At 33.4% G+C, this 17,893-nt stretch carries 20 protein-coding genes and 1 tRNA gene; 1 reads left to right on the top strand and 20 read right to left on the bottom strand.

Annotated elements, in window-relative coordinates:
• Positions 1–179: 179 nt before the first annotated feature.
• From ABVM52_RS04395 to xerA, 16 genes are all read right to left on the bottom strand, one after another.
• Positions 180–1,118, bottom strand: a complete 939-nt coding sequence (locus tag ABVM52_RS04395) for a hypothetical protein (RefSeq protein WP_405384084.1) — start codon at positions 1,116–1,118, stop codon at positions 180–182.
• 150 nt (positions 1,119–1,268) lie between these two features.
• A complete protein-coding gene (locus ABVM52_RS04390; RefSeq protein WP_405384082.1) occupies positions 1,269–1,649 on the bottom strand; it encodes a hypothetical protein in 381 nt (126 codons plus the stop codon).
• A gap of 208 nt (positions 1,650–1,857) precedes the next feature.
• The gene (locus tag ABVM52_RS04385) at positions 1,858–2,409 is read right to left on the bottom strand and encodes a hypothetical protein (protein WP_405384080.1); all 552 of its coding nucleotides are present in this window, start codon (positions 2,407–2,409) and stop codon (positions 1,858–1,860) included.
• A 681-nt stretch (positions 2,410–3,090) separates the two neighbouring features.
• Entirely contained in the window at positions 3,091–3,630 is a 540-nt protein-coding gene (locus tag ABVM52_RS04380) for a hypothetical protein (protein ID WP_405384079.1), read from the bottom strand.
• A gap of 170 nt (positions 3,631–3,800) precedes the next feature.
• A complete protein-coding gene (locus tag ABVM52_RS04375; RefSeq protein ID WP_405384077.1) occupies positions 3,801–4,565 on the bottom strand; it encodes a hypothetical protein in 765 nt (254 codons plus the stop codon).
• 36 nt (positions 4,566–4,601) lie between these two features.
• The gene (locus ABVM52_RS04370; protein WP_405384075.1) at positions 4,602–4,883 is read right to left on the bottom strand and encodes a hypothetical protein; all 282 of its coding nucleotides are present in this window, start codon (positions 4,881–4,883) and stop codon (positions 4,602–4,604) included.
• A gap of 372 nt (positions 4,884–5,255) precedes the next feature.
• On the bottom strand, positions 5,256–5,846 hold the full coding sequence (locus ABVM52_RS04365; protein WP_405384073.1) for a hypothetical protein: 591 nt from the start codon (positions 5,844–5,846) through the stop codon (positions 5,256–5,258).
• Positions 5,847–5,963: 117 nt separating this feature from the next.
• Complete coding sequence (locus ABVM52_RS04360) at positions 5,964–6,329, bottom strand: hypothetical protein (protein WP_405384071.1); 366 nt, start codon at positions 6,327–6,329, stop codon at positions 5,964–5,966.
• A gap of 150 nt (positions 6,330–6,479) precedes the next feature.
• Positions 6,480–6,827, bottom strand: a complete 348-nt coding sequence (locus ABVM52_RS04355) for a hypothetical protein (protein ID WP_405384069.1) — start codon at positions 6,825–6,827, stop codon at positions 6,480–6,482.
• Positions 6,828–7,365: 538 nt separating this feature from the next.
• Entirely contained in the window at positions 7,366–7,872 is a 507-nt protein-coding gene (locus tag ABVM52_RS04350; protein WP_405384067.1) for a hypothetical protein, read from the bottom strand.
• Between the two features lie 645 nt (positions 7,873–8,517).
• The gene (locus tag ABVM52_RS04345) at positions 8,518–9,078 is read right to left on the bottom strand and encodes a DUF2004 domain-containing protein (RefSeq protein WP_405384065.1); all 561 of its coding nucleotides are present in this window, start codon (positions 9,076–9,078) and stop codon (positions 8,518–8,520) included.
• Positions 9,079–9,319: 241 nt separating this feature from the next.
• On the bottom strand, positions 9,320–9,982 hold the full coding sequence (locus ABVM52_RS04340) for a hypothetical protein (protein ID WP_405384063.1): 663 nt from the start codon (positions 9,980–9,982) through the stop codon (positions 9,320–9,322).
• 181 nt (positions 9,983–10,163) lie between these two features.
• Positions 10,164–11,507, bottom strand: coding sequence for a sugar phosphate isomerase/epimerase family protein (locus ABVM52_RS04335; protein WP_405384061.1), 1,344 nt, complete (start codon positions 11,505–11,507; stop codon positions 10,164–10,166).
• Positions 11,508–11,726: 219 nt separating this feature from the next.
• The gene (locus tag ABVM52_RS04330; RefSeq protein ID WP_405384059.1) at positions 11,727–12,662 is read right to left on the bottom strand and encodes a hypothetical protein; all 936 of its coding nucleotides are present in this window, start codon (positions 12,660–12,662) and stop codon (positions 11,727–11,729) included.
• A 224-nt stretch (positions 12,663–12,886) separates the two neighbouring features.
• Positions 12,887–13,528 carry a hypothetical protein gene (locus ABVM52_RS04325; RefSeq protein ID WP_405384057.1) on the bottom strand — a complete coding sequence of 214 codons (642 nt, stop codon included), beginning with the start codon at positions 13,526–13,528 and terminating at the stop codon, positions 12,887–12,889.
• 64 nt (positions 13,529–13,592) lie between these two features.
• On the bottom strand, positions 13,593–14,720 hold the full coding sequence (gene xerA, locus ABVM52_RS04320) for a site-specific tyrosine recombinase/integron integrase (RefSeq protein ID WP_405384055.1): 1,128 nt from the start codon (positions 14,718–14,720) through the stop codon (positions 13,593–13,595).
• A 91-nt stretch (positions 14,721–14,811) separates the two neighbouring features.
• Here xerA and ABVM52_RS04315 point away from each other — a divergent pair, with 91 nt between their 5' ends.
• The gene (locus ABVM52_RS04315) at positions 14,812–15,210 is read left to right on the top strand and encodes a hypothetical protein (protein WP_405384053.1); all 399 of its coding nucleotides are present in this window, start codon (positions 14,812–14,814) and stop codon (positions 15,208–15,210) included.
• Here ABVM52_RS04315 and ABVM52_RS04310 read toward each other — a convergent pair.
• The 4 genes from ABVM52_RS04310 to ABVM52_RS04295 form a co-directional block, all read right to left on the bottom strand.
• Positions 15,205–15,627, bottom strand: a complete 423-nt coding sequence (locus ABVM52_RS04310; protein WP_405384051.1) for a hypothetical protein — start codon at positions 15,625–15,627, stop codon at positions 15,205–15,207. The genes ABVM52_RS04315 and ABVM52_RS04310 overlap by 6 nt on opposite strands.
• A 41-nt stretch (positions 15,628–15,668) precedes the next feature.
• Positions 15,669–16,412, bottom strand: a complete 744-nt coding sequence (locus ABVM52_RS04305; protein WP_405384049.1) for a hypothetical protein — start codon at positions 16,410–16,412, stop codon at positions 15,669–15,671.
• A complete protein-coding gene (locus ABVM52_RS04300; protein WP_405384047.1) occupies positions 16,405–17,724 on the bottom strand; it encodes a tyrosine-type recombinase/integrase in 1,320 nt (439 codons plus the stop codon). The genes ABVM52_RS04305 and ABVM52_RS04300 overlap by 8 nt, the downstream gene beginning before the upstream one ends.
• Positions 17,725–17,778: 54 nt before the next feature.
• Positions 17,779–17,851: transfer RNA gene (locus ABVM52_RS04295), tRNA-Met, on the bottom strand.
• Positions 17,852–17,893 lie beyond the last annotated feature (42 nt).

Genomic DNA, 17,893 nt, shown 5'->3' with positions numbered 1-17,893 from the left:
CGGTAGCAAGGAAACTTTTCGTTTCCGTCTGCGCACGAAGCTAAAGCTTTTGGTTTGGTTTTATTTTTTCTTGTCCAAAGCTAAATCCATAAGATTTAGCGACTTCATAAATATACACAGACCTTTCGGTTTTGCCCCTAAAGTCCGCATTACGTTTAGGCATTGTTACCACCAGTATTTTATTTCCGCCTAAATGTTTTTGCCAATTTTCTAAATAACTCAATGTTGTTGTCAAAATCTGATACAGAAGACCCGAACAGCATATAATAAAGTGAATCACTATTTAATATAACTTGATAAGCTTTTTCTTTATCCCCAGTCTTTTTGTCTTTTCCATCAGCCACAATTTCATAGCCGCTAATTCCATCTATTTCAATAGGTTCGATAGAAATTATTTTTTCAATTTCAAGAGGTAATTGTTTAATGCGATTCATTGAGAAAAGCTTTTTGTCCTCAATATCTACTTCTGAAAATGCTTTTAATATAATTAACGACGCTTTGTCATTTGATTCTGTTGGGATTTTCCCATCACGATTAAATATTAAGGAATTTGATATATTTTTTGCAAAAATAAAATCAGTTCCATCAGAGGATATTTCAAAGTCAACTGTGTCAAATGGATTGATATTTTTACCAGAATCATAGACTGTACTTAAAAGTGATTTTTTGAGAACTTGATTTAAATCTTCAATATTTTGTGGAAAAGTACCATTTATTAGAATTGATTCTTTTTCTGTTCCAAATGCAAGAATATATTTAGTATAAATATTGCCGTAAGCATTTTGTTCTGCTTTTAGAAGTATAGCTGGCAAATCATTTAATGTCAATTTTTCCTTTTTTTTTAGAGCCATCCCTTGAGATAGCAATCCTTCTTTTGTCAACCCTTTAGAAACTTCTGAAAACGGTCCCGGAATGTCTAAAATCATTATGCTCGAACCACTTTGAGTTTGTTGAAAACCTAAGAAATTTGAAGCAGTTGTAAATCCATCTGGAGGTATGATGCTAATTTTTGTCCCGTTAACCTCTTTATGTTCTGGTGTCAAATTATTATTAATATTATCTTGACAAGAAATTGTGATTGAATTTATTATTAAGACAAGTAAAATTATTTTTTTCATATTGGTGGTAACTGTATTGTGTATGATTTCGTTGCGTGTTTAAGCACTAAAGTTAGCAAATAAATCACAGATAGAAAGTCCGCGAGGACTTTCGTAAGTAGGCTATAACCAGCAATGAATTATACACGGTGTTGCCATTAGTTTTTTATTTCAGTGGTTATAGTAATCGCCATCTTCCCAAGTTTTAGTTCCGATAAATTCTCCACAATAATTATATTTTTTTATTTGTCCATCCTTATCATAGTTCGTTCTGTTATGGAAAATCCAGATTTCATTTCCAACAATTTTAATTCGATTGAACTTTCTTGTATCGGAAGCATCCATTGAGCTAATAAAAACTGATTTTTTCTCAAAAACTTGATTTCCATTTTCGTCAATAATTCGGTCAGTCACAATTACTTTTTTATGTCTTAAAGGCCAGAATAAAAACTTGCGTTTCTTTTCAATTCGTTCTGTTTTCAGAGTTACGCTATCAATTCCGCAATCTTTTTTTTCAGTCAAACTGCTGTTTTGTATTTCAGTCGTTTCCATTCTCCTATTCCGATTAATGAATAGGAAAGTCAGACTTAAGAATATAGCAAATATTGTTTTCAGAACTGCGGTTTTAAATTAATGGCAACGTTTAGCTATGATTAGTTGCGGTGTGAAATCCGACAGGATTTCGGCCCGCACACTAAACATACTAAATAAGCGTGGATTTTCCGAAGGGAAATCCGTCCGCAATTGATTATAGGTGTTGTTAGGGTACGTTCTTTAATAATCCTATTTGCGACACAAATTCCTTTTCCACTTTTCTATTTCCAAACCAATGGTATGGACTTATTGCACCGAAAACATCTGTACAATAGCTATTAAAAAGTAATTCATTGTTTTGAAAAATAATAGTCAAAAATTTTCCTGAATGAAAACCACTCCATTTATCAGCAACTAGTAAAGTCTTATAATCTCTCCCTTCATCGATTACTTTCCATTTTTTTAATTCAGATATTTTCTCAACATCTGATTTATTTTTGTCTATTGATTTTCCTGTAAGTATTCTTAGTTTACTAGTATTAAAAATCGAGTAGATTATTCCACTAATAATAAATATGGTAACCATAAAGGTTGTGATTGGTAAAATAATACTTTTATGGTTTTGATATTCCTTAAGTATAAATGTTGCTGGTAATAACAACAAAGCAAAAAGAGTAATGAATTCAGTCAAATATTCAGATACTTTATCGAATCCGTTTTTATGAAAAACGAGTGTCTTAAGTGTTTTGGATTTTGGAATATCGATTGGAATTCTCATTTTATTTAATGTACCCTAACGGTTAATGTATGATCTGTACGGCCTTGAAATCCGTAGGATTTCCCGCCGTGCGATTACATTTTAAATATACGTAGATTTTCCGATGGAAAATCGGACAGTATGGATTATACATATTGTTAGCAAGCGTGTTGCAGCGCAAACCTTGGTATTGTCGCAGAACATTGATAGGTTTCCCAAACTCTTTTAAAATGGTTTCTTTTTTAGTCCGCCGAACTTTAAAAGTATACGTTTTTGGTCTTTCGGTCTTTGCCCGAACTTTGGTAAGAAAGCCGCAAGTCCGTCCGCGCAATAGTTGCGTCCGAGTGTTGTCCGACCGTAAACTTTGGCAAGGTAATTAGTTAATTAAACATCTGAATTTTGAGAAAGAAACAAGCCCCAAGAAACCATTTTAAAAATGCGGATTTGCCCGAACCGAACTCTTATTATTTTTAAGATATTCAGGCTAATTGCAAACCGATTGGACTTTTTTTGCAATATGTTTGCTAACGTTGCGGCTAAGCGTAGTGCGGAGGCAAGGAAACTTTTCGTTTCCGTCTGCCGACGTAGCTAAAGCTTATTGTTTAGTTTTATTTTTTCTTGTCCAAAGCTAAATCCATAAGATTTAGCGACTTTATAAATATACACAGACCTTTGGTTTTTGCCCTAAAGTCCGCATTACGTTTAGGTTTTGTTGGCAACAGTATTTTTTTGTCCGTCTGAGTTATTAATAATTCTCTTAACAAGATAAGAAATCAATAAGCCTATAGTAAATGTTGTTATAATTGTGCAAACTACAAGTGCTAACAATGCAGGAATCATCGTTAAAAATTTATCACTCTCGCTGGTCAGTCCAATAATGAGACAGAAAGTTGTCCAAATAATCAAATTCACAATTGAGGAATATTTAAATGAAATTGATAAAAGTGATTTTTCTTTTTTAGCACTTTTATATGCCGTTTTACCTCCAATCCATAAGGCAATTAAAAATGAAATTACCAATCCGATTGTTGAAATTCCATAACCACCAATGATTGAGATTGATGTAAGTCCTTCTCCCGTTAACAGTAATGGAGCGAATATCGTACTAACAATTGTCAAAATTCCAATGGGCGCTCCAATTAAGTAAGATGTTAAAATACTTTTTGTTAATTCTCGGGTCATTTTTAGATGGTTATCAATATTGTTGCCAACGGTCACGGCTATGGCAAGTAGGGCAGGCAAGGAAACTTTTCGTTTCCGTCTGGTCTGCGAGCCAGAGCTTTTTGTTTTGTAATTATTTTTCTTTTTTAATTGCCAAATCCAAAAGATTTGGTGGACATAGTAAACACGCCCAAGCCATTAAATTTAGCACTTTATGCCCTATTTGCTATAGCCATTGTTGTGCATAGTTTTTATTTCTCTTTAACTAAATCAGACACTAATAATTCATTTTCTAAAAACGGATTCATAAATTCATTTCTAAAATTCATAATTGCTTTATGGAAATGCTCACATTCTTTTTTTGTAATTAATTCAATATGATTATTGTTTCTTAATTCAATCTCTTTTCCAAGTTTTAAATCTTTTTCTAAATCAAGTTCAGTCTTTTGAAGTAAGGGTTTTTTATGTAAAATTTTATTCCTTAAAGTAATCAATTTCTCAAGAGTTTTTATTGTAAAACAGTCATCGTTAAAAAAATACTTCGATTTTGTAACAATGTTTGGGGTAGAGTGTAATTTGTTTTTAAATCCAATGTTTATTAGACTATCCGCAAAATTTTTGTAATCCACAGGTCCAAATTCGTTTATATAGTAGTGAAATATTATATAATTCAAAGACGCTTCAAGCGTACTTGAACATAAAGTTACATATGCGAAATTCATATAGTTTATGTCATATTCACTTTCTAGATAGCTATAGACACCTTCTAAATTTCTATAATAAATTTCAGTATCATCAAGATGGATATAGTTTATTCCATTTTGCTTAAACATTGAAATTTTTCTTTTCATACTATTAAGGTCAAAATTATGCACAACGTTGCGGCTAAGCGTAGTGCGGAGGCAAGGAAACTTTTCGTTTCCGTCTGCGCACGAAGCTAAAGCTTTTGGTTTAGTTTTATTTTTTTCTTGTCCAAAGCTAAATCCCAAAGATTTAGCGACATTATAAATATACACAGACCTTTCGGTTTTAGCCTAAAGTCCGCATTACGTTTAGGTATTGTTAGGCGCAGTTTTTTTTCTTTTCCATGTAATTACAGCTGTTATAATTAGCAAAATTATCATGAGAAACATAAGTCCATATGCGGTTTTAGCATGATTTTTAAGTTCATTTAGTTGTTCCCATTGTTCTGGGTCGGCTGTTAGTGGTGGATAAATGGTAAATCCGTATTCTGTTTTTTCAGAGGTGGGAATAAAATATTTTTCAAGTCCATTCGCTACTTTTGCAATTCCATAAATTCCAATAACGGATATGGACAGAATTATTAAAGTCAATTGGTTTTTAAGACCATTGTATTCTTTGGATATTAAAAATCTGATGAAATAGTTAATCCCGCCTATTATACCCAATAGCGAAATGAAAATCCATAAAATCCAGAGTAATCCTGAGTGTTGGAATCCTAGAGTCCAATTATAGTTTTGAAATTGGGACAAGATGATAAAAGTGAGCACTAAAGCACATACCCCAATAAATAGAATCCACTTAATTTCCGATTTCCATTTCGTGCTCATTTGAAATTGTGCCTAACGTTTATGTATAAGATTAGTGGCTTGTTGAAGCACCTAATTTAGCAAATAAACACCAGATAGAAAATCCGCGAGGATTTTCGTAAGTAGGCGAGAACTAGCCATTAATTTTATACGGTGTTAGGGCACGTATTTTTTTATCAATCTCCACTTTTCATCTCGTCTGTCAAGTCCTAAAATTCCATTTTTGACACTCCAATAAAATCTTTCAGCATAATTATCTCTTTCCTCGTACGAACCATCTGATTCAATTACTTTGACATCGTTATAAGTCAAATCGTTTATCTTGAGTTCAGTCAGAGGGATTTTTTCAAACTCCGATTTATCAAATACATATTGTCCATAATACCAAGACCTTTTCATTGCAATGTCAAACCAGATTGATGTTCCGCCTTCTCCTGCGACAAGTTCAATTAAACTCTTTCCTTCTAAATATCTGTCGTAATTTGGGTCAGTACGCTTGGTTTGCACTCTATATACTTCGTGTTCGTCTGGAAATAATTCCATTGGCCCGAAAGGTGAAGAGTAGTTTTCTATTCCGACAACGAAAATTGTATCTCTGTCTTGCTTATCCGACTCAAAAATCAAAATTTCAGTTCCTTTATATGGCACAATTTCAAAATCTTTTTTGTCAATCTTAAAATCTTTTCCACAAGAAATAAGTGAAATTAAAATCAGAATGATTATTAAGTTTCTCATCGGTTTTTTCATATGTGCCCTAACGTTCTGGCTATGATTAGTTGCGGTGTGAAATCCGACAGGATTTCGGTCTGCACACTAAACATACTAAATATACTTGGATTTTCCGAAGGGAAAATCCGCCCGTAATTAATTATAGGTGCTGTTGTGTGTAGGTTTTCTTTCGGTCAATATTTGTGCAATCCTCTGCGCTTTTTGAAAATCAGCATCTACTAACCAGATTTTTAAATTCTGATTAACCATCTCCAATTTTAGATTTGCCTTATTTTTATAATTTCCGGCAATAGAACCGCCACCGGTAAAGAAGTCCAGAATCCAACTTAGTATGGAAATTAACTTGTCAGTCCGTTCTGCTGTTAATTCTACATTTTTTAACTCTTCAAATGAATACAGACCTGTGTTTTTTGGTTCTGAAACATCAATGATTTCAAATCCGTCCGTACTGAGAATTATTTTCAATTCCGGGTTATTGCGTAATTCAATAATTTCAGCCATTCAGTATTTTTATTTTTTAACTTACACACAACGGTTGGGCTAAGGTTCGTTGCTGTGATTCGTCCGAAGGACAATCCAGCCGAACCTAAAGATAGCTTTTTGCGCTGATTTCCGGTTAGGAAATCCGCAAGCAATGAATTTTAGGCTTTGTTACCCAACGTTTTTTATTCCAATCTTGCTCTCAATCCAATCGTGGAAATAGATAATAAGTCCAATTATAAAATGATAAGCAATAAATATTTGTCCCAACGGTTCTGTCGACTCGCTAGAATACAAGCCAAATAATCCTGAAACAATATGGTAAGCAGCTAACAGAAAAAGAGCCGTATTTGATTTATTGGTTAAAATCAAAAAAACACAAACTAGTTGGAATAAGAATCTACCAATTTGGACAGGAAGTCGCTCCCCACCAATCTTGTCATAAACCAAAACCATTAAAATAACTTCAACAATTATAGATAGAATAATTGCAAAAAATAAAACAGGTCTTTCTTTCATTGCTTAGAGTTTGAGTCCGTTTGAGTAAGTAGTCCATCTGCGCAACAGTTGCGTCTAAGTAAAGTCCATTTACGTAATAGTTTTGTCAGACATTAGCTTTTCCTAAACTTAAGTTTAACTAAATGATTTTCAGTAATTTAATTAGGGTACCCTAAAATTAGATTTTTTTTAAAAGGCTTAGAATCAAAAAGTCATTTTTGAAGAATGAAATGATTCCAAATATTGAAGATATGAGTCCGATAAATTCCCAAAAATCCATATGCTAAAGATACATTATAAGTACATTTAAACATCAATAAAATATTGAGACTTATCAACAGGAAATTGCTATTGTAAATGTTGGGTAACGTTCCGGCTATGGTTAGTGCGGATGAAAGAAGTCGTAGACTTCGAGTTGCGCACAAGCAAAACCTTTTGTTTTGCTTGTAAATTTAATTAATACAAGGAAATAAAAAAGGTTTTGCGGCTTTCAAATACAAAATATCCGTAGAAAAAGCCCAACCTTGCGCATTAATTATAGCCATTGTTGTGCACAGTTTTACAAGTCCTTTATTTCGTCCAAAATTGCGAAAACACTATTTAAATCGCAGTATGTTTCAGTCATTTTTCTTTTTCCTTCTTTTTGTACTTCAAACTCATATTCTTCAATCATTTTATTAAACCCAGTAACATAAACCTCCATCCGAAATTGAATATTTAAACTAGAATAATCAATCTCATTATTTTTAAACCCAAAATTCTCCTCAGTTTCAATTCCTTTAACCTGCTTGTTATCTTTTAAATATATTAATCTTGAATATCTGCCATATGAAGCTCCAAATTGCTCTTCTATTTTTACAATTTGATTTTCTTTTTTCCAAATTTTTAATATTGCTCCGTGGTCAATATGACTGTCAGTAATTTTATTCCAATCATACTCGTTTAATTTTAACTCAGAATTTGAGTCAATGTTTTGAACATAGTTATTTATGTCTTCCACCGTATTTTTTTGAGAGAAAGCGGTTAAACTCAAAATTAGTAAAAGAGTTATTAAATTAAATTTCATCAGATTTTTTTTATTGTGCACAACGGTTTGTGTATGATCTGTACGGCCTTGAAATCCGTAGGATTTCCCGCCGTACGATAACATTCTAAATATACGTAGATTTTCCGATGGAAAATCGGACAGTATGGATTATACATATTGTTAGCAAGCGTGTTGCAGCGCAAACCTTGTTCTCGTCGCAGAACACTGATTAGTTTCCCGAACCCTTTTAAAATGGTTTCTTTTTTAGTCCGCCGAACTTTAAAAGTATACGTTTTTGGTCTTTCGGTCTTTGCCCAAACTTTGGTAAGAAAGTCGCAAATCCGTCTGCGCAACAGTTGCGTCCGAGTGTTGTCCGACCGTGAACTTTGGCAAGGTAATTTATTAATTAAATATCTGAATTTTGAGAAAGGAACAAGCCCCAAGAAACCATTTTAAAAATGCGGAATTGCCCGAACCGAACTCTTATTATTTTTTAGATATTCAGGCTAATTGCGAACCGATTGGACTTTTCTTGCAATATGTTTGCTAACGTTTAGTATATGAAAAGTAGGCGGTTTGGAAGCACGAAACTTTCGGCTAAGCACAAACTTTGATAAGAGCCAAAAGCCTTGAATTTACTACTGTTTCGCCTATTTTTTATATACATTGTTAGCTGTAGTCTTTTCAACTTTCCCACGTTATATAGTCTAAAGTTCCATCTTGATTAATATTCAAAACTAAAAGCTGATTGCAAGGTTCTCCATCAATGTCAATCGAATAGTCAAATGTTGCGAAATAAGAAGCTTGTGGATAAATTCCAACTCTTATTAAGTTCAGTTCTTCCATTAAAAGACTATTCCTCGATTTTTTTCGATTTTTCAAGTCAATTATTCCACCTAATTCACTTTCATCAAGTTCGTCAAGGTAGAAATTCAGATAGTCCGATGTCATACTCACGTCTTGCTCAAAGTCCGATTTTATGTAATTCCGATTTTGGTGGTCAAATTCAGGTATCTTTTTTACGAATTCCATAATTTGATTTAATTCAGCTTGATTTGTCGAATCGGTTTCAAAGTTTAAATCCAAGTTCAATTTCCGCTCACCATAATTTAATGTCCAATCGTAATAATCCTCCAACTTCTCAATGTTAACTTTTGAAAAATTTGGTTTCTCTAAAATTCGGACTTCTGCTTTTTTATTTTCAGATTCTTCTTTATTTTTTTTGAAAAAGTCAAATATTCCCATTTGCGTTTTTTTGGTCAGATTACAGCTAACGGCTCGGCTAAGCGTAGTGCGGTAGTAAGGAAACTTTTCGTTTCCGTCTGAGCACGAAGCTAAAGCTTATTGTTTAGTTTTATTTTTTCTTGTCCAAAGCTAAATCCATAAGATTTAGTGACACAATAAATATACACAGACCTTTCGATTTTGCCCTAAAGTCCGCATTACGTTTAGGTATTGTTAGGCAATGTTTTTTTATTCTCCACTATTATTCTTTAGCACTTTCAAATTGGGATTCATTAATCCATCCATCATATTCATTTGAGTAATTTGAACCCATTTTAATTCTCAGCTTAGTATTATAATCTCCACTATAATTAACCACGGAACTTAGTACCACCTTCTTTGGTGGTAGAATGGTTGAAATGACACCAGTCCCACAAAAAGGAAAGTAATGCTTTTCGATTGGTTTCCATTCTCCTGTTTTAGTTTTCCCTTCCGTTATAAAGTATACTCCGCCGTCAGTACCAATAAATAAAGTGTCAATAGATTTATTGTAGATTAGAACCGGATTAGATTTTAGACCAAGAGTATTGATAATTTGAGATGTGTCTACTTTTATCCCAACTCTAGCGGAATCCATCGTTAGTATATTCCCGTAATCATAGCCACTAGCAAAATAATCACTTTTGAAGTCTATTTGTCTTTTTAAAATAATTGTGTCCAAAAGCTCTCCAAAATAATAAGCTTGATTATGAGCGTAACCTAACCAACTGGCTGAAGCAAGTTCTGCGTGTTGTCCAGTCATATTATCAACTATAATAGGAAATTTTTGTTCTTCAAAAGGAGTTTTCACTTCCTTCTCCTTATTACAATTTGAGAAAATGATAAAAACACAAAATATTGATATTAATCTAATAATTTGAATCATATTTAAATATTGCCTAACGTTAATAATATGAGTAGGCCGGGATTTCGAACCAACTGCGTACCATACCTTTACAAATTTTATTAAATGTACTAAAATTCGCAAACCACATTGCCCCGGCTTACTTATATTTATTGTTCTACTCAGTTATTATTTGTTACTACATAGAATCTTGCAAAGAAGTCTAATCCAATATTTCATAGTATAAATATTCCCAAGCCAACTGTACACTGAACATCGGCGGGTAAGAATAATCTTCTACCTCTGTGACCATATATGTTGGTAATTCAAAATCGGGGTCATGGAATAATTCCATCCAATTTATTTTCCCACTTGCGCCTAATTCTTTATAATCTTTGATATGCCAACTTAAAAATCGCCCGGGATGTTTTCGAAAATAACCTATAGGTTTTACACCCCCGACATCCATCCAATAAATATCAGCTTGAAAGTAAACATAAGCAGAGTCGGTATTTTCCAATAAATAATCATAAATCCGAACTCCTTCGATCATCCTAAATTCATCTGCATGATTATGATAAGCAAAGGTGATTCCTTTCTCTTTGCATAATTTACCGATTGCATTATAATAGTCACAATAGCGTTGTAATTCTGCTTTGGTCGTTACGGACTTGAGTTGATTGTTGGAAGTTGTCAGATACTTGACCCCTGCAGCCAAATGGTCGTCGATACATTTTGACCACCATTTCATTGAGCTCTCCCAGGAGTTATAGGCAGGAAGGTTATGAAATGTCATCGATCCTAAAAATTGCATTCCTTGAGCTTCCACTACTTTACGAAATTCCGTTGGTGACATTCCGTAAAATGTGCCATTATCATATACAAAAGTCTCAACATAACTATAACCCATTCGACTTAATTCCAGCAAGGTTTCAACTGGGTCTTTCAACATTTCCTGATGAACAGATACCAATTGAATACCTATGTTTTTATCCTTTGGATTTAACTTGATATATCGGGTTTCCCAAAGACTTGTTCCAGACTCATCAAATCCTTCTAACAATACATTTGTGAAATTTTGAAAATCAAATTTGACTTGCATGTAAAAATCACCCAACATATCGACGTCCTGCATTTCCCATTTTTTTTCATTGGAAAAATGTCCTTTTCCTTTGAAAACAATGCCTTCCATATTTTGTCCCAAAGCAATAATTTTGGCACTTTTTGAATCATAACTAATCAACTCTATGAGCAAGGGATTATATTCTCCATCTTTATATTGTAACACTTCCACTTGTAAGGAATGATTGTCCATTTTTGATATGTTATTCATTTTAATAGAAGGGTATTTGCCAATACTATCCGTATCTGTATGGACGCTGCTTACCCAATGCCCTGCATACTGGTGCAAACGGTCAACCTGGGAATCGATAGTATGTTGAGACAAGAGGAGTTGACTGAAAAGAAAAATCCCCCCAAGCAAAGTCGTGACTCTAATGGTCACATACTTTACTTTGCAAATTTTACCAAGCCAAATTAATCTTGTTGTTAATACTGATTTTTTCATTTTATTAAATTGAGTAGAACGGTGAGGCTATGATTAGTGCGGCGCAGAAATCCGACGGATTTCCAGCTACGCGCTAAGCAAAAGCTTTTGGTTTTGTTTTTTCTTTTTTTGTTTGAAAGCAAAATCCCAAAGATTTTGCGACTTCATAAATATACACAGACCTTACCGTAAAACCCTAAGTCCGTATTAATTATAGGCATTGTTAGCAGCTGTGTTTTTCTACTTGATTTTCATTCCGTTTATATTGTTGTCTTTTAAATATTGTTTTAATTCTGGATGAAGTCCATTCACTTTTTTATCAATAAATTCCTGAATAAAATTCGCCACAAAATACTGACTGCCTTCTGGGGGTTTTAAGTCACAATTTAAATGGTCCATATAATCGGTTGATGATATTAATGCCGAATCAACCATTAAAAGAATAATTATAAAAAAAGAAGAAATGTAAGATGTCCGAATATTTATATTTTTTAGATGAACCTTTAAGTTTATATTATTTTCTCTAACAGAATTTTGTGCTGCGAACTTTATTCCATTATTATGAACGTAATCATTGAGTCTTTTTCTTAAAACCTCCCAATATTCTTGCAGATTATATTCTTGCAAAATTTGTGAAGTATTTTTGTTCATTTTTAGCGTGTTCATATAATTTTGAAATTCCAATTTTTTCTTAATTGGTCTTTCCAAATCCGATACTTGATTACTAAACCAAGCAGAAACTGCTTTTTCATCATCTGTCAATATATTATTTATTCTAATGTTTGAAAATGAACTAGAAAATTCTTCAGGGTTGTCGACTTTTAAATTCTTTAAATCTTCTTCGATAAATGGTTTTCTTGAATTTATTATCGAAAGAATATAAACGTATTGAATTAGGTCGTCTCTTAGTTTTCTTATTAGTGTATTTGCATCTGAAAAACTGCCAATTGAACAGCACTGTTTAATACTTCGTAGAGTCTGAGCAGAGCTTTCGATTAAATACGTGTTCAGGAAAAAAGTCTTTTTGTCCGTGAAGAATGAAATGAGTCGACCATTATAGAATATTAGCTCAGAAAATCTTTGAAAAAACTCAATTAGGTAATCGATTTCTTTCGCAAACGTTTTGAATTCTTGCGTTTCATCAACTTTGATTTTTCTAAAAGATTCTAAATTCATTGTTTGAAACTATGAGTTTACACGACATTGCTGCTAACGGTCCAGTATATGAAAAGTAGCGCTGAAAAAGTGCGCTATCCATTCGGTTAAACTCAAGCCGAATTTTTAAATTTTTCTATTTATCTCTCTTTTCTCAAATAGCCAAATTTAAAAATTTGGCGACCTCGAAAAAGTGCCCGAACCTTCGTGTTAGCAAATGCTCGCGCTATTTTTTATATACATTGTTACCACACGTTTTTTATTTCCGCTTGGTATTCATAAGGATTTTCAAATTCAGTTTTTCCATCGTGATATATTAAAAATTCCGCTTTACTTTCTTTAAAATTCAAAGTCACTATTTTATCAATTCCAGTCACGCAAGAGTTATTTCCGATGTATTTTTGTTTGTCTAAAATTCCCAATGTCGATTCCGTAATTACCAAACTTTCTCCACAAGCCAAAAATCCACCAACTCGAACTTCCACATTGTGATTTTGATTAATTTCAAATTTCGCAATTGGCGGTTCGAAAGGAAGTACTATTAAATAAAAAAAGAATAGAGTCATTTCTGAAAACAGACTTAAAATTCCAATCACAAACGTTGGGATTGTCAGAATTCCGCTTAATAATTTGGTTCGAGTATTTTTTGTCAGTCCGAAAAGCAATATTGTAGATAAGACAAAAGTCAATCCGATTATTGGTGTGGTATATTCTCCTTTTAATCGAAAATCGAATAACAAAAGTATTATACAAATCAAAACTCCGATTAATGAGTAAAATGAGACTTTTCTAACAAACTTTTCAACTTTTGGAAAGTCCGATTTTGTCAAAATCAGAATCAAACTAATTCCTAAAGCTATTGTTATTAAAACTAAAAATGTCGTCATTTCTCAAATGTGTGGTAACGTAAGGATATAGATCATATGATCTATATGTTTTTCATATGCGGAACTAAGATAAGAGATCTTTTATTCCGTTAAATGAGGTTTCCGCCACATGGGTGTAAATTTCCGTTGTTTTGGTTGAACTATGACCTAATAACAATTGTATATGTCGTATGTCAATGCCATCTTCAATAAGGTGAGTGGCAAAGCTGTGTCTGAGCATATGGGGAGTTACTTTTTTATAGATACCCGCTCTTTTGGCGGCCTTGGAGATAAGTTTCAGTACACTAGACGCCGTATAAGCCTTCTGCTTTGGACCCTCAAAAAGATAAACCTTCGGTCTATAGGCTTTATAATAGATACGAAGTTCCTTTAATAGGGTAGGGCTCAATACGGTCATCCTATCCTTATTTCCTTTTGAGTCCTTTATTAGTATAAGCATCCTCTTGCTATCGATATCTTCCAATTTCAGGTTAAGTAGCTCACTTCTGCGCAGTCCTGCAGAATAAAGAAGGGATACAATACAACGGTGTTTTAAATTGTTGGTGTTGTCTATCAAACTTAAAATTTCTTCTTTTGAAAGTACTTTGGGCAATTGTTTGGGTTTAATAGGTCGTTCAATTTCATAGAACCGGTTGGGCATACCCATTACTACCTCAAAATAGAACTTAATGCTGTTGACCGCTTGGTTTATATAGGAGATTGAACGTCCTTCTCTAGATAGAACTTGCAGATAATCCCTAATTTCGATTTCGGTAATGGCAGCGGGCCTTATATTGTAATAATGGTTTATGAAAGATTCAAAGTGGTGCACATAGGTTTTTACCGTGTTTTCCGCATATTTCCTAAGTTCCAACTTGTCCAGGTATTCTTCCGGACATCTTTTAAAACCTTCTTTCAGCTCCCTGTTCCTGTACCAGTTTATGTTATTGGGTTTGTCTGGGTTTAATCCATGGCTATTCTCGAAAAAATAATTTCCGTTTATCCAGACCTCTCCACGAAATGTACTGAAAAGAATACTAAGGTTGGTTTTATTGTTGAGGATATGATACATGCCATATTCCTGGCTCCAACATAGCTGTGGTAATTTCTCCACAAGCGTTTGGATTACTTTATCGGATTTGAACTGGAGTCCAATATGTTTTACGTTATTTATTAATAAATGTTTTAACGTAACGCTTCTACCTTTAAACATGTTATTTTTTTCCCAAGTTCATTAATAAAAATGATTTAATCGTATCTTAATCGAATAATGTTCGAATAATTATTCATTTATCTATATGGAAATGAGGCTACAACGAGAGTGTTTGTACTGTAAAAGATCACTTACGGGTAGAACGGATAAAAAATATTGCAATCTGCATTGCAAGAGTGCTTTTCAATATCAAAAAGAAAAGGAAAGACCGGACCGCTTTTACAATAAAGTGGATAATCAGCTAAAACTGAACCGGAAAATTCTAAAACAGTATAATAAAGGAGGAAAGGTCACCATTAGGAGGAATGTATTGTTAGAAATTGGGTTTGATCCTAATTTCTTTACCCACTATTGGAAAAATAAAAAAGGGGAGGTATACTTTTTCGTTTATGAATACGGATTTCTGAAAAAGACCGATTACGGAAAGGAGAAATATGTGCTGGTCACTTGGCAAGATTATATGAGTAGCAAATTCAATTTCACGTTATAGATAAACAAGATTTCCAGATATAACGTCATAGTAAGGTTTTTTACCGTTCGGGTCTTTTCTGAGATTGCGGACCAACAAATATCGAGATTTAAGAAATGCTTTTAAATCTTCAATATCTTTTTTTGTAGCGGGTTTTTCGGAATAAGGGGTTACAAAATCTTTTACCATTTCTACAGCGGCAACCCCTGCAGCAGCATTTCCAATTCCTGCTAAAGACATTTTTTCTTGTGAACTTGGCTTCTGTGCTAAAACAGGTTTTTCATCTATAGGGTTTACAGCTGGCACCTTCAATTCTTTAGTCTGTTGCTTGTTTTTCCAGTTAAGGCTTCGGCATGAGTTGCTGCAGAATTTTTGTACCCCTCTTCTTTTAGGTACATACTCATCACCACAATACGTGCAGATTTCAATTTTTTTCATATTTATACGTAAATTAAACGTTTAATTTACGTATAATTTTTTTAAATGCTTTTTGAATCGATATTAAAAATTTGCTTCAATAGAATAGTTTCCACCTCGGATTCCGAAATAATAGGCCATTTTTTGATATTATTAAACTGCTTTTTATGGTTCAACGATGTATTGAGCGATCTTTCGTTCAGACTACTTTGAATATTTAAATTTTCAGAAGTTAATATTTGTTTTTTTCTGTTATTATGGAGTTTAGATACGTTGGTAAACGAAGAAGCCAACGATTTTGCAATATCAAAATTACCTTTTGGTAAAGAATGTAAATCAGGGTAAAACTGTTTTAAAAAAGTTTCAAAATGAGACTTATGAATATCGAATTGTATTTTGAGTAGTCCTTTTATAGTGTCGTCTTGTGGTAATATTTGTTTTATGTTTTCATTCAACCATTTCGTAATAAAGTATAAACACTCTGCTTGTTCATAATAAAGCTCTAAAATGTAATTAAATTCCATTTCATTGGAATTGACCTTGTAATTTAACAATTGACGAATACTTTTGTTTAAGGAGCCTCCCTTTAATATTATCCTACTGTTTTCTCTTCCTATTTTATATACAATGGGGCCTTGATAATAGTCTATTACTAAAACTTTATTGCGAAATTTTTTGAATTCAAATTCTTTTTGATTCTCTAAAAATCCGTTTGTAACTTCATTTTCGGGAATGAAAAACAATAGTTCTACCCAAAGGTTCATAATCAGGTCCTTGTACAATATTTCCAAAGAAGAGTTATTCATGTACGTTCTTTAACATCGTTGAGTAATCTTCAGGTAGTTCGGCATCAATATCCCTTAAATATTTTTCCAATGCAGTCATAGAAGTATGTCCTGTTATGAGCATCAATTTACTTTTTGCCTCAAAAGGGGAGGAGTCTTTTAATAAGGCCCTGTAGACCTTTGTTATAAAAGTATGCCTAAAACTGTACAGGCCATAATTGATTCCTAATTTAAAATGGTCCTTGACAACTTTTTTATAACGTTTACTAAAATAGTCTCTTCTATTTGTGACATGAGTATTCCATTTAGCACCAATTTTATCAGGGGTAAACAATACTGCATCTTTATCCAGTTTTGTAAGGTCTGGTAAATCGGTCCATAACAGTTCTGGAATGATCTTTGTCTTAAGTGGACTGTTTTTGGCCTTAAAACGTACTGTTCTGTTGTTGATGTCGATATCCTTGACTTTTAACCTACATACTTCGATCGGGCGCAAGAAGTTATAGGAGATGAATTTTATATAAAGAAGTAAGATAGGGTCTTTCTCTTCTAAATAACGGAATATTTCTTCTTGGGTATTTTGGGAATATGTCTTGTTGCGTTCCGGGATGGATTTTAGCTTAGGGATTTTATTTATGAAATTTTGTTCTACGATTTCATTTTCGAACAATACCTGGAAAATACTGCTCAGGTCGGTTTTATAGTTATTTCTGGTACGTGCACTGCTTCTTGCCAGAACATGGTTCAAGAACCCTACAACAAGCTTTTTGTTAAGCTCATGTATATATTTTAGGTCTGGATGATTAGTTGAAAGCCATTCTAAAAAAATCTTAATTTTACTTTCATAATCTCTTTTAGTACTAGTGCTGACCAATTTTTCTTTCAGCTTCATTCCAAAATCAAAAGCTTCTTGAATGGTCATCGATGTTTTCTCCGGTATTGGTTCAGGTCTTTCTAGATGCTTGTTGGGCAAATCAACAGAAAGGGCTACCTTGTTTTTATTCTTCAGCCTTTTGTGTAATTCTATGTTATCGGAATAGGGATCATAACCTTGGTTAAGTAGTCTTAATAGAACTTTTCTATAGATGACCAATACGGACATTCTCCCTTCCTTGGTCTTATATGTATTTGCGTTTCCATAAAAAGGGGTCTGGCGCTCTAATTTTCCGCTTTTAGGGTGCCTAAAGGAAAAATAGACATACCAGCGTTTTTGTAAATCGCCATTTGCGGAATATATCTTAGGGATGGAAAAGTTTCTCTTCACGGACAAATCGTATGCACTTTCGTATTCATTTTCGTATTCAAAGGTAACTAACTCTTTAAAATTAGGCATAAAAAAACGGTTTAGTGAAAACTAAACCGTTGTTATTGAATACGTTATACTTAGTAGCGGGGACTGGACTCGAACCAGCGACCTTCGGGTTATGAGCCCGACGAGCTACCTACTGCTCTACCCCGCGATATGGGTTTCATCTTTCTTGTTTTGCAACCTCAGTTCATTA

This window comes from Maribacter sp. LLG6340-A2 (genome assembly GCF_045057105.1).
Taxonomy (GTDB): Bacteria; Bacteroidota; Bacteroidia; order Flavobacteriales; family Flavobacteriaceae; genus Maribacter.
The sequence above is the reverse complement of the archived record's forward strand: the minus strand, read 5'-3'. Positions and strand labels throughout refer to the sequence as shown.

Coding starts and splice junctions, on each gene's coding strand:
- ABVM52_RS04345 (WP_405384065.1), bottom strand. CDS start 9,078: ATGGGAATATTTGACTTTTTCAAAAAAAATAAAGAAGAATCTGAAAAT.
- ABVM52_RS04310 (WP_405384051.1), bottom strand. CDS start 15,627: ATGAAAAAAATTGAAATCTGCACGTATTGTGGTGATGAGTATGTACCT.
- ABVM52_RS04385 (WP_405384080.1), bottom strand. CDS start 2,409: ATGAGAATTCCAATCGATATTCCAAAATCCAAAACACTTAAGACACTC.
- ABVM52_RS04360 (WP_405384071.1), bottom strand. CDS start 6,329: ATGGCTGAAATTATTGAATTACGCAATAACCCGGAATTGAAAATAATT.
- ABVM52_RS04325 (WP_405384057.1), bottom strand. CDS start 13,528: ATGACGACATTTTTAGTTTTAATAACAATAGCTTTAGGAATTAGTTTG.
- ABVM52_RS04305 (WP_405384049.1), bottom strand. CDS start 16,412: ATGAATAACTCTTCTTTGGAAATATTGTACAAGGACCTGATTATGAAC.
- ABVM52_RS04315 (WP_405384053.1), top strand. CDS start 14,812: ATGAGGCTACAACGAGAGTGTTTGTACTGTAAAAGATCACTTACGGGT.
- ABVM52_RS04395 (WP_405384084.1), bottom strand. CDS start 1,118: ATGAAAAAAATAATTTTACTTGTCTTAATAATAAATTCAATCACAATT.
- ABVM52_RS04330 (WP_405384059.1), bottom strand. CDS start 12,662: ATGAATTTAGAATCTTTTAGAAAAATCAAAGTTGATGAAACGCAAGAA.
- xerA (WP_405384055.1), bottom strand. CDS start 14,720: ATGTTTAAAGGTAGAAGCGTTACGTTAAAACATTTATTAATAAATAAC.
- ABVM52_RS04335 (WP_405384061.1), bottom strand. CDS start 11,507: ATGAAAAAATCAGTATTAACAACAAGATTAATTTGGCTTGGTAAAATT.
- ABVM52_RS04365 (WP_405384073.1), bottom strand. CDS start 5,846: ATGAAAAAACCGATGAGAAACTTAATAATCATTCTGATTTTAATTTCA.
- ABVM52_RS04300 (WP_405384047.1), bottom strand. CDS start 17,724: ATGCCTAATTTTAAAGAGTTAGTTACCTTTGAATACGAAAATGAATAC.
- ABVM52_RS04355 (WP_405384069.1), bottom strand. CDS start 6,827: ATGAAAGAAAGACCTGTTTTATTTTTTGCAATTATTCTATCTATAATT.
- ABVM52_RS04390 (WP_405384082.1), bottom strand. CDS start 1,649: ATGGAAACGACTGAAATACAAAACAGCAGTTTGACTGAAAAAAAAGAT.
- ABVM52_RS04340 (WP_405384063.1), bottom strand. CDS start 9,982: ATGATTCAAATTATTAGATTAATATCAATATTTTGTGTTTTTATCATT.
- ABVM52_RS04350 (WP_405384067.1), bottom strand. CDS start 7,872: ATGAAATTTAATTTAATAACTCTTTTACTAATTTTGAGTTTAACCGCT.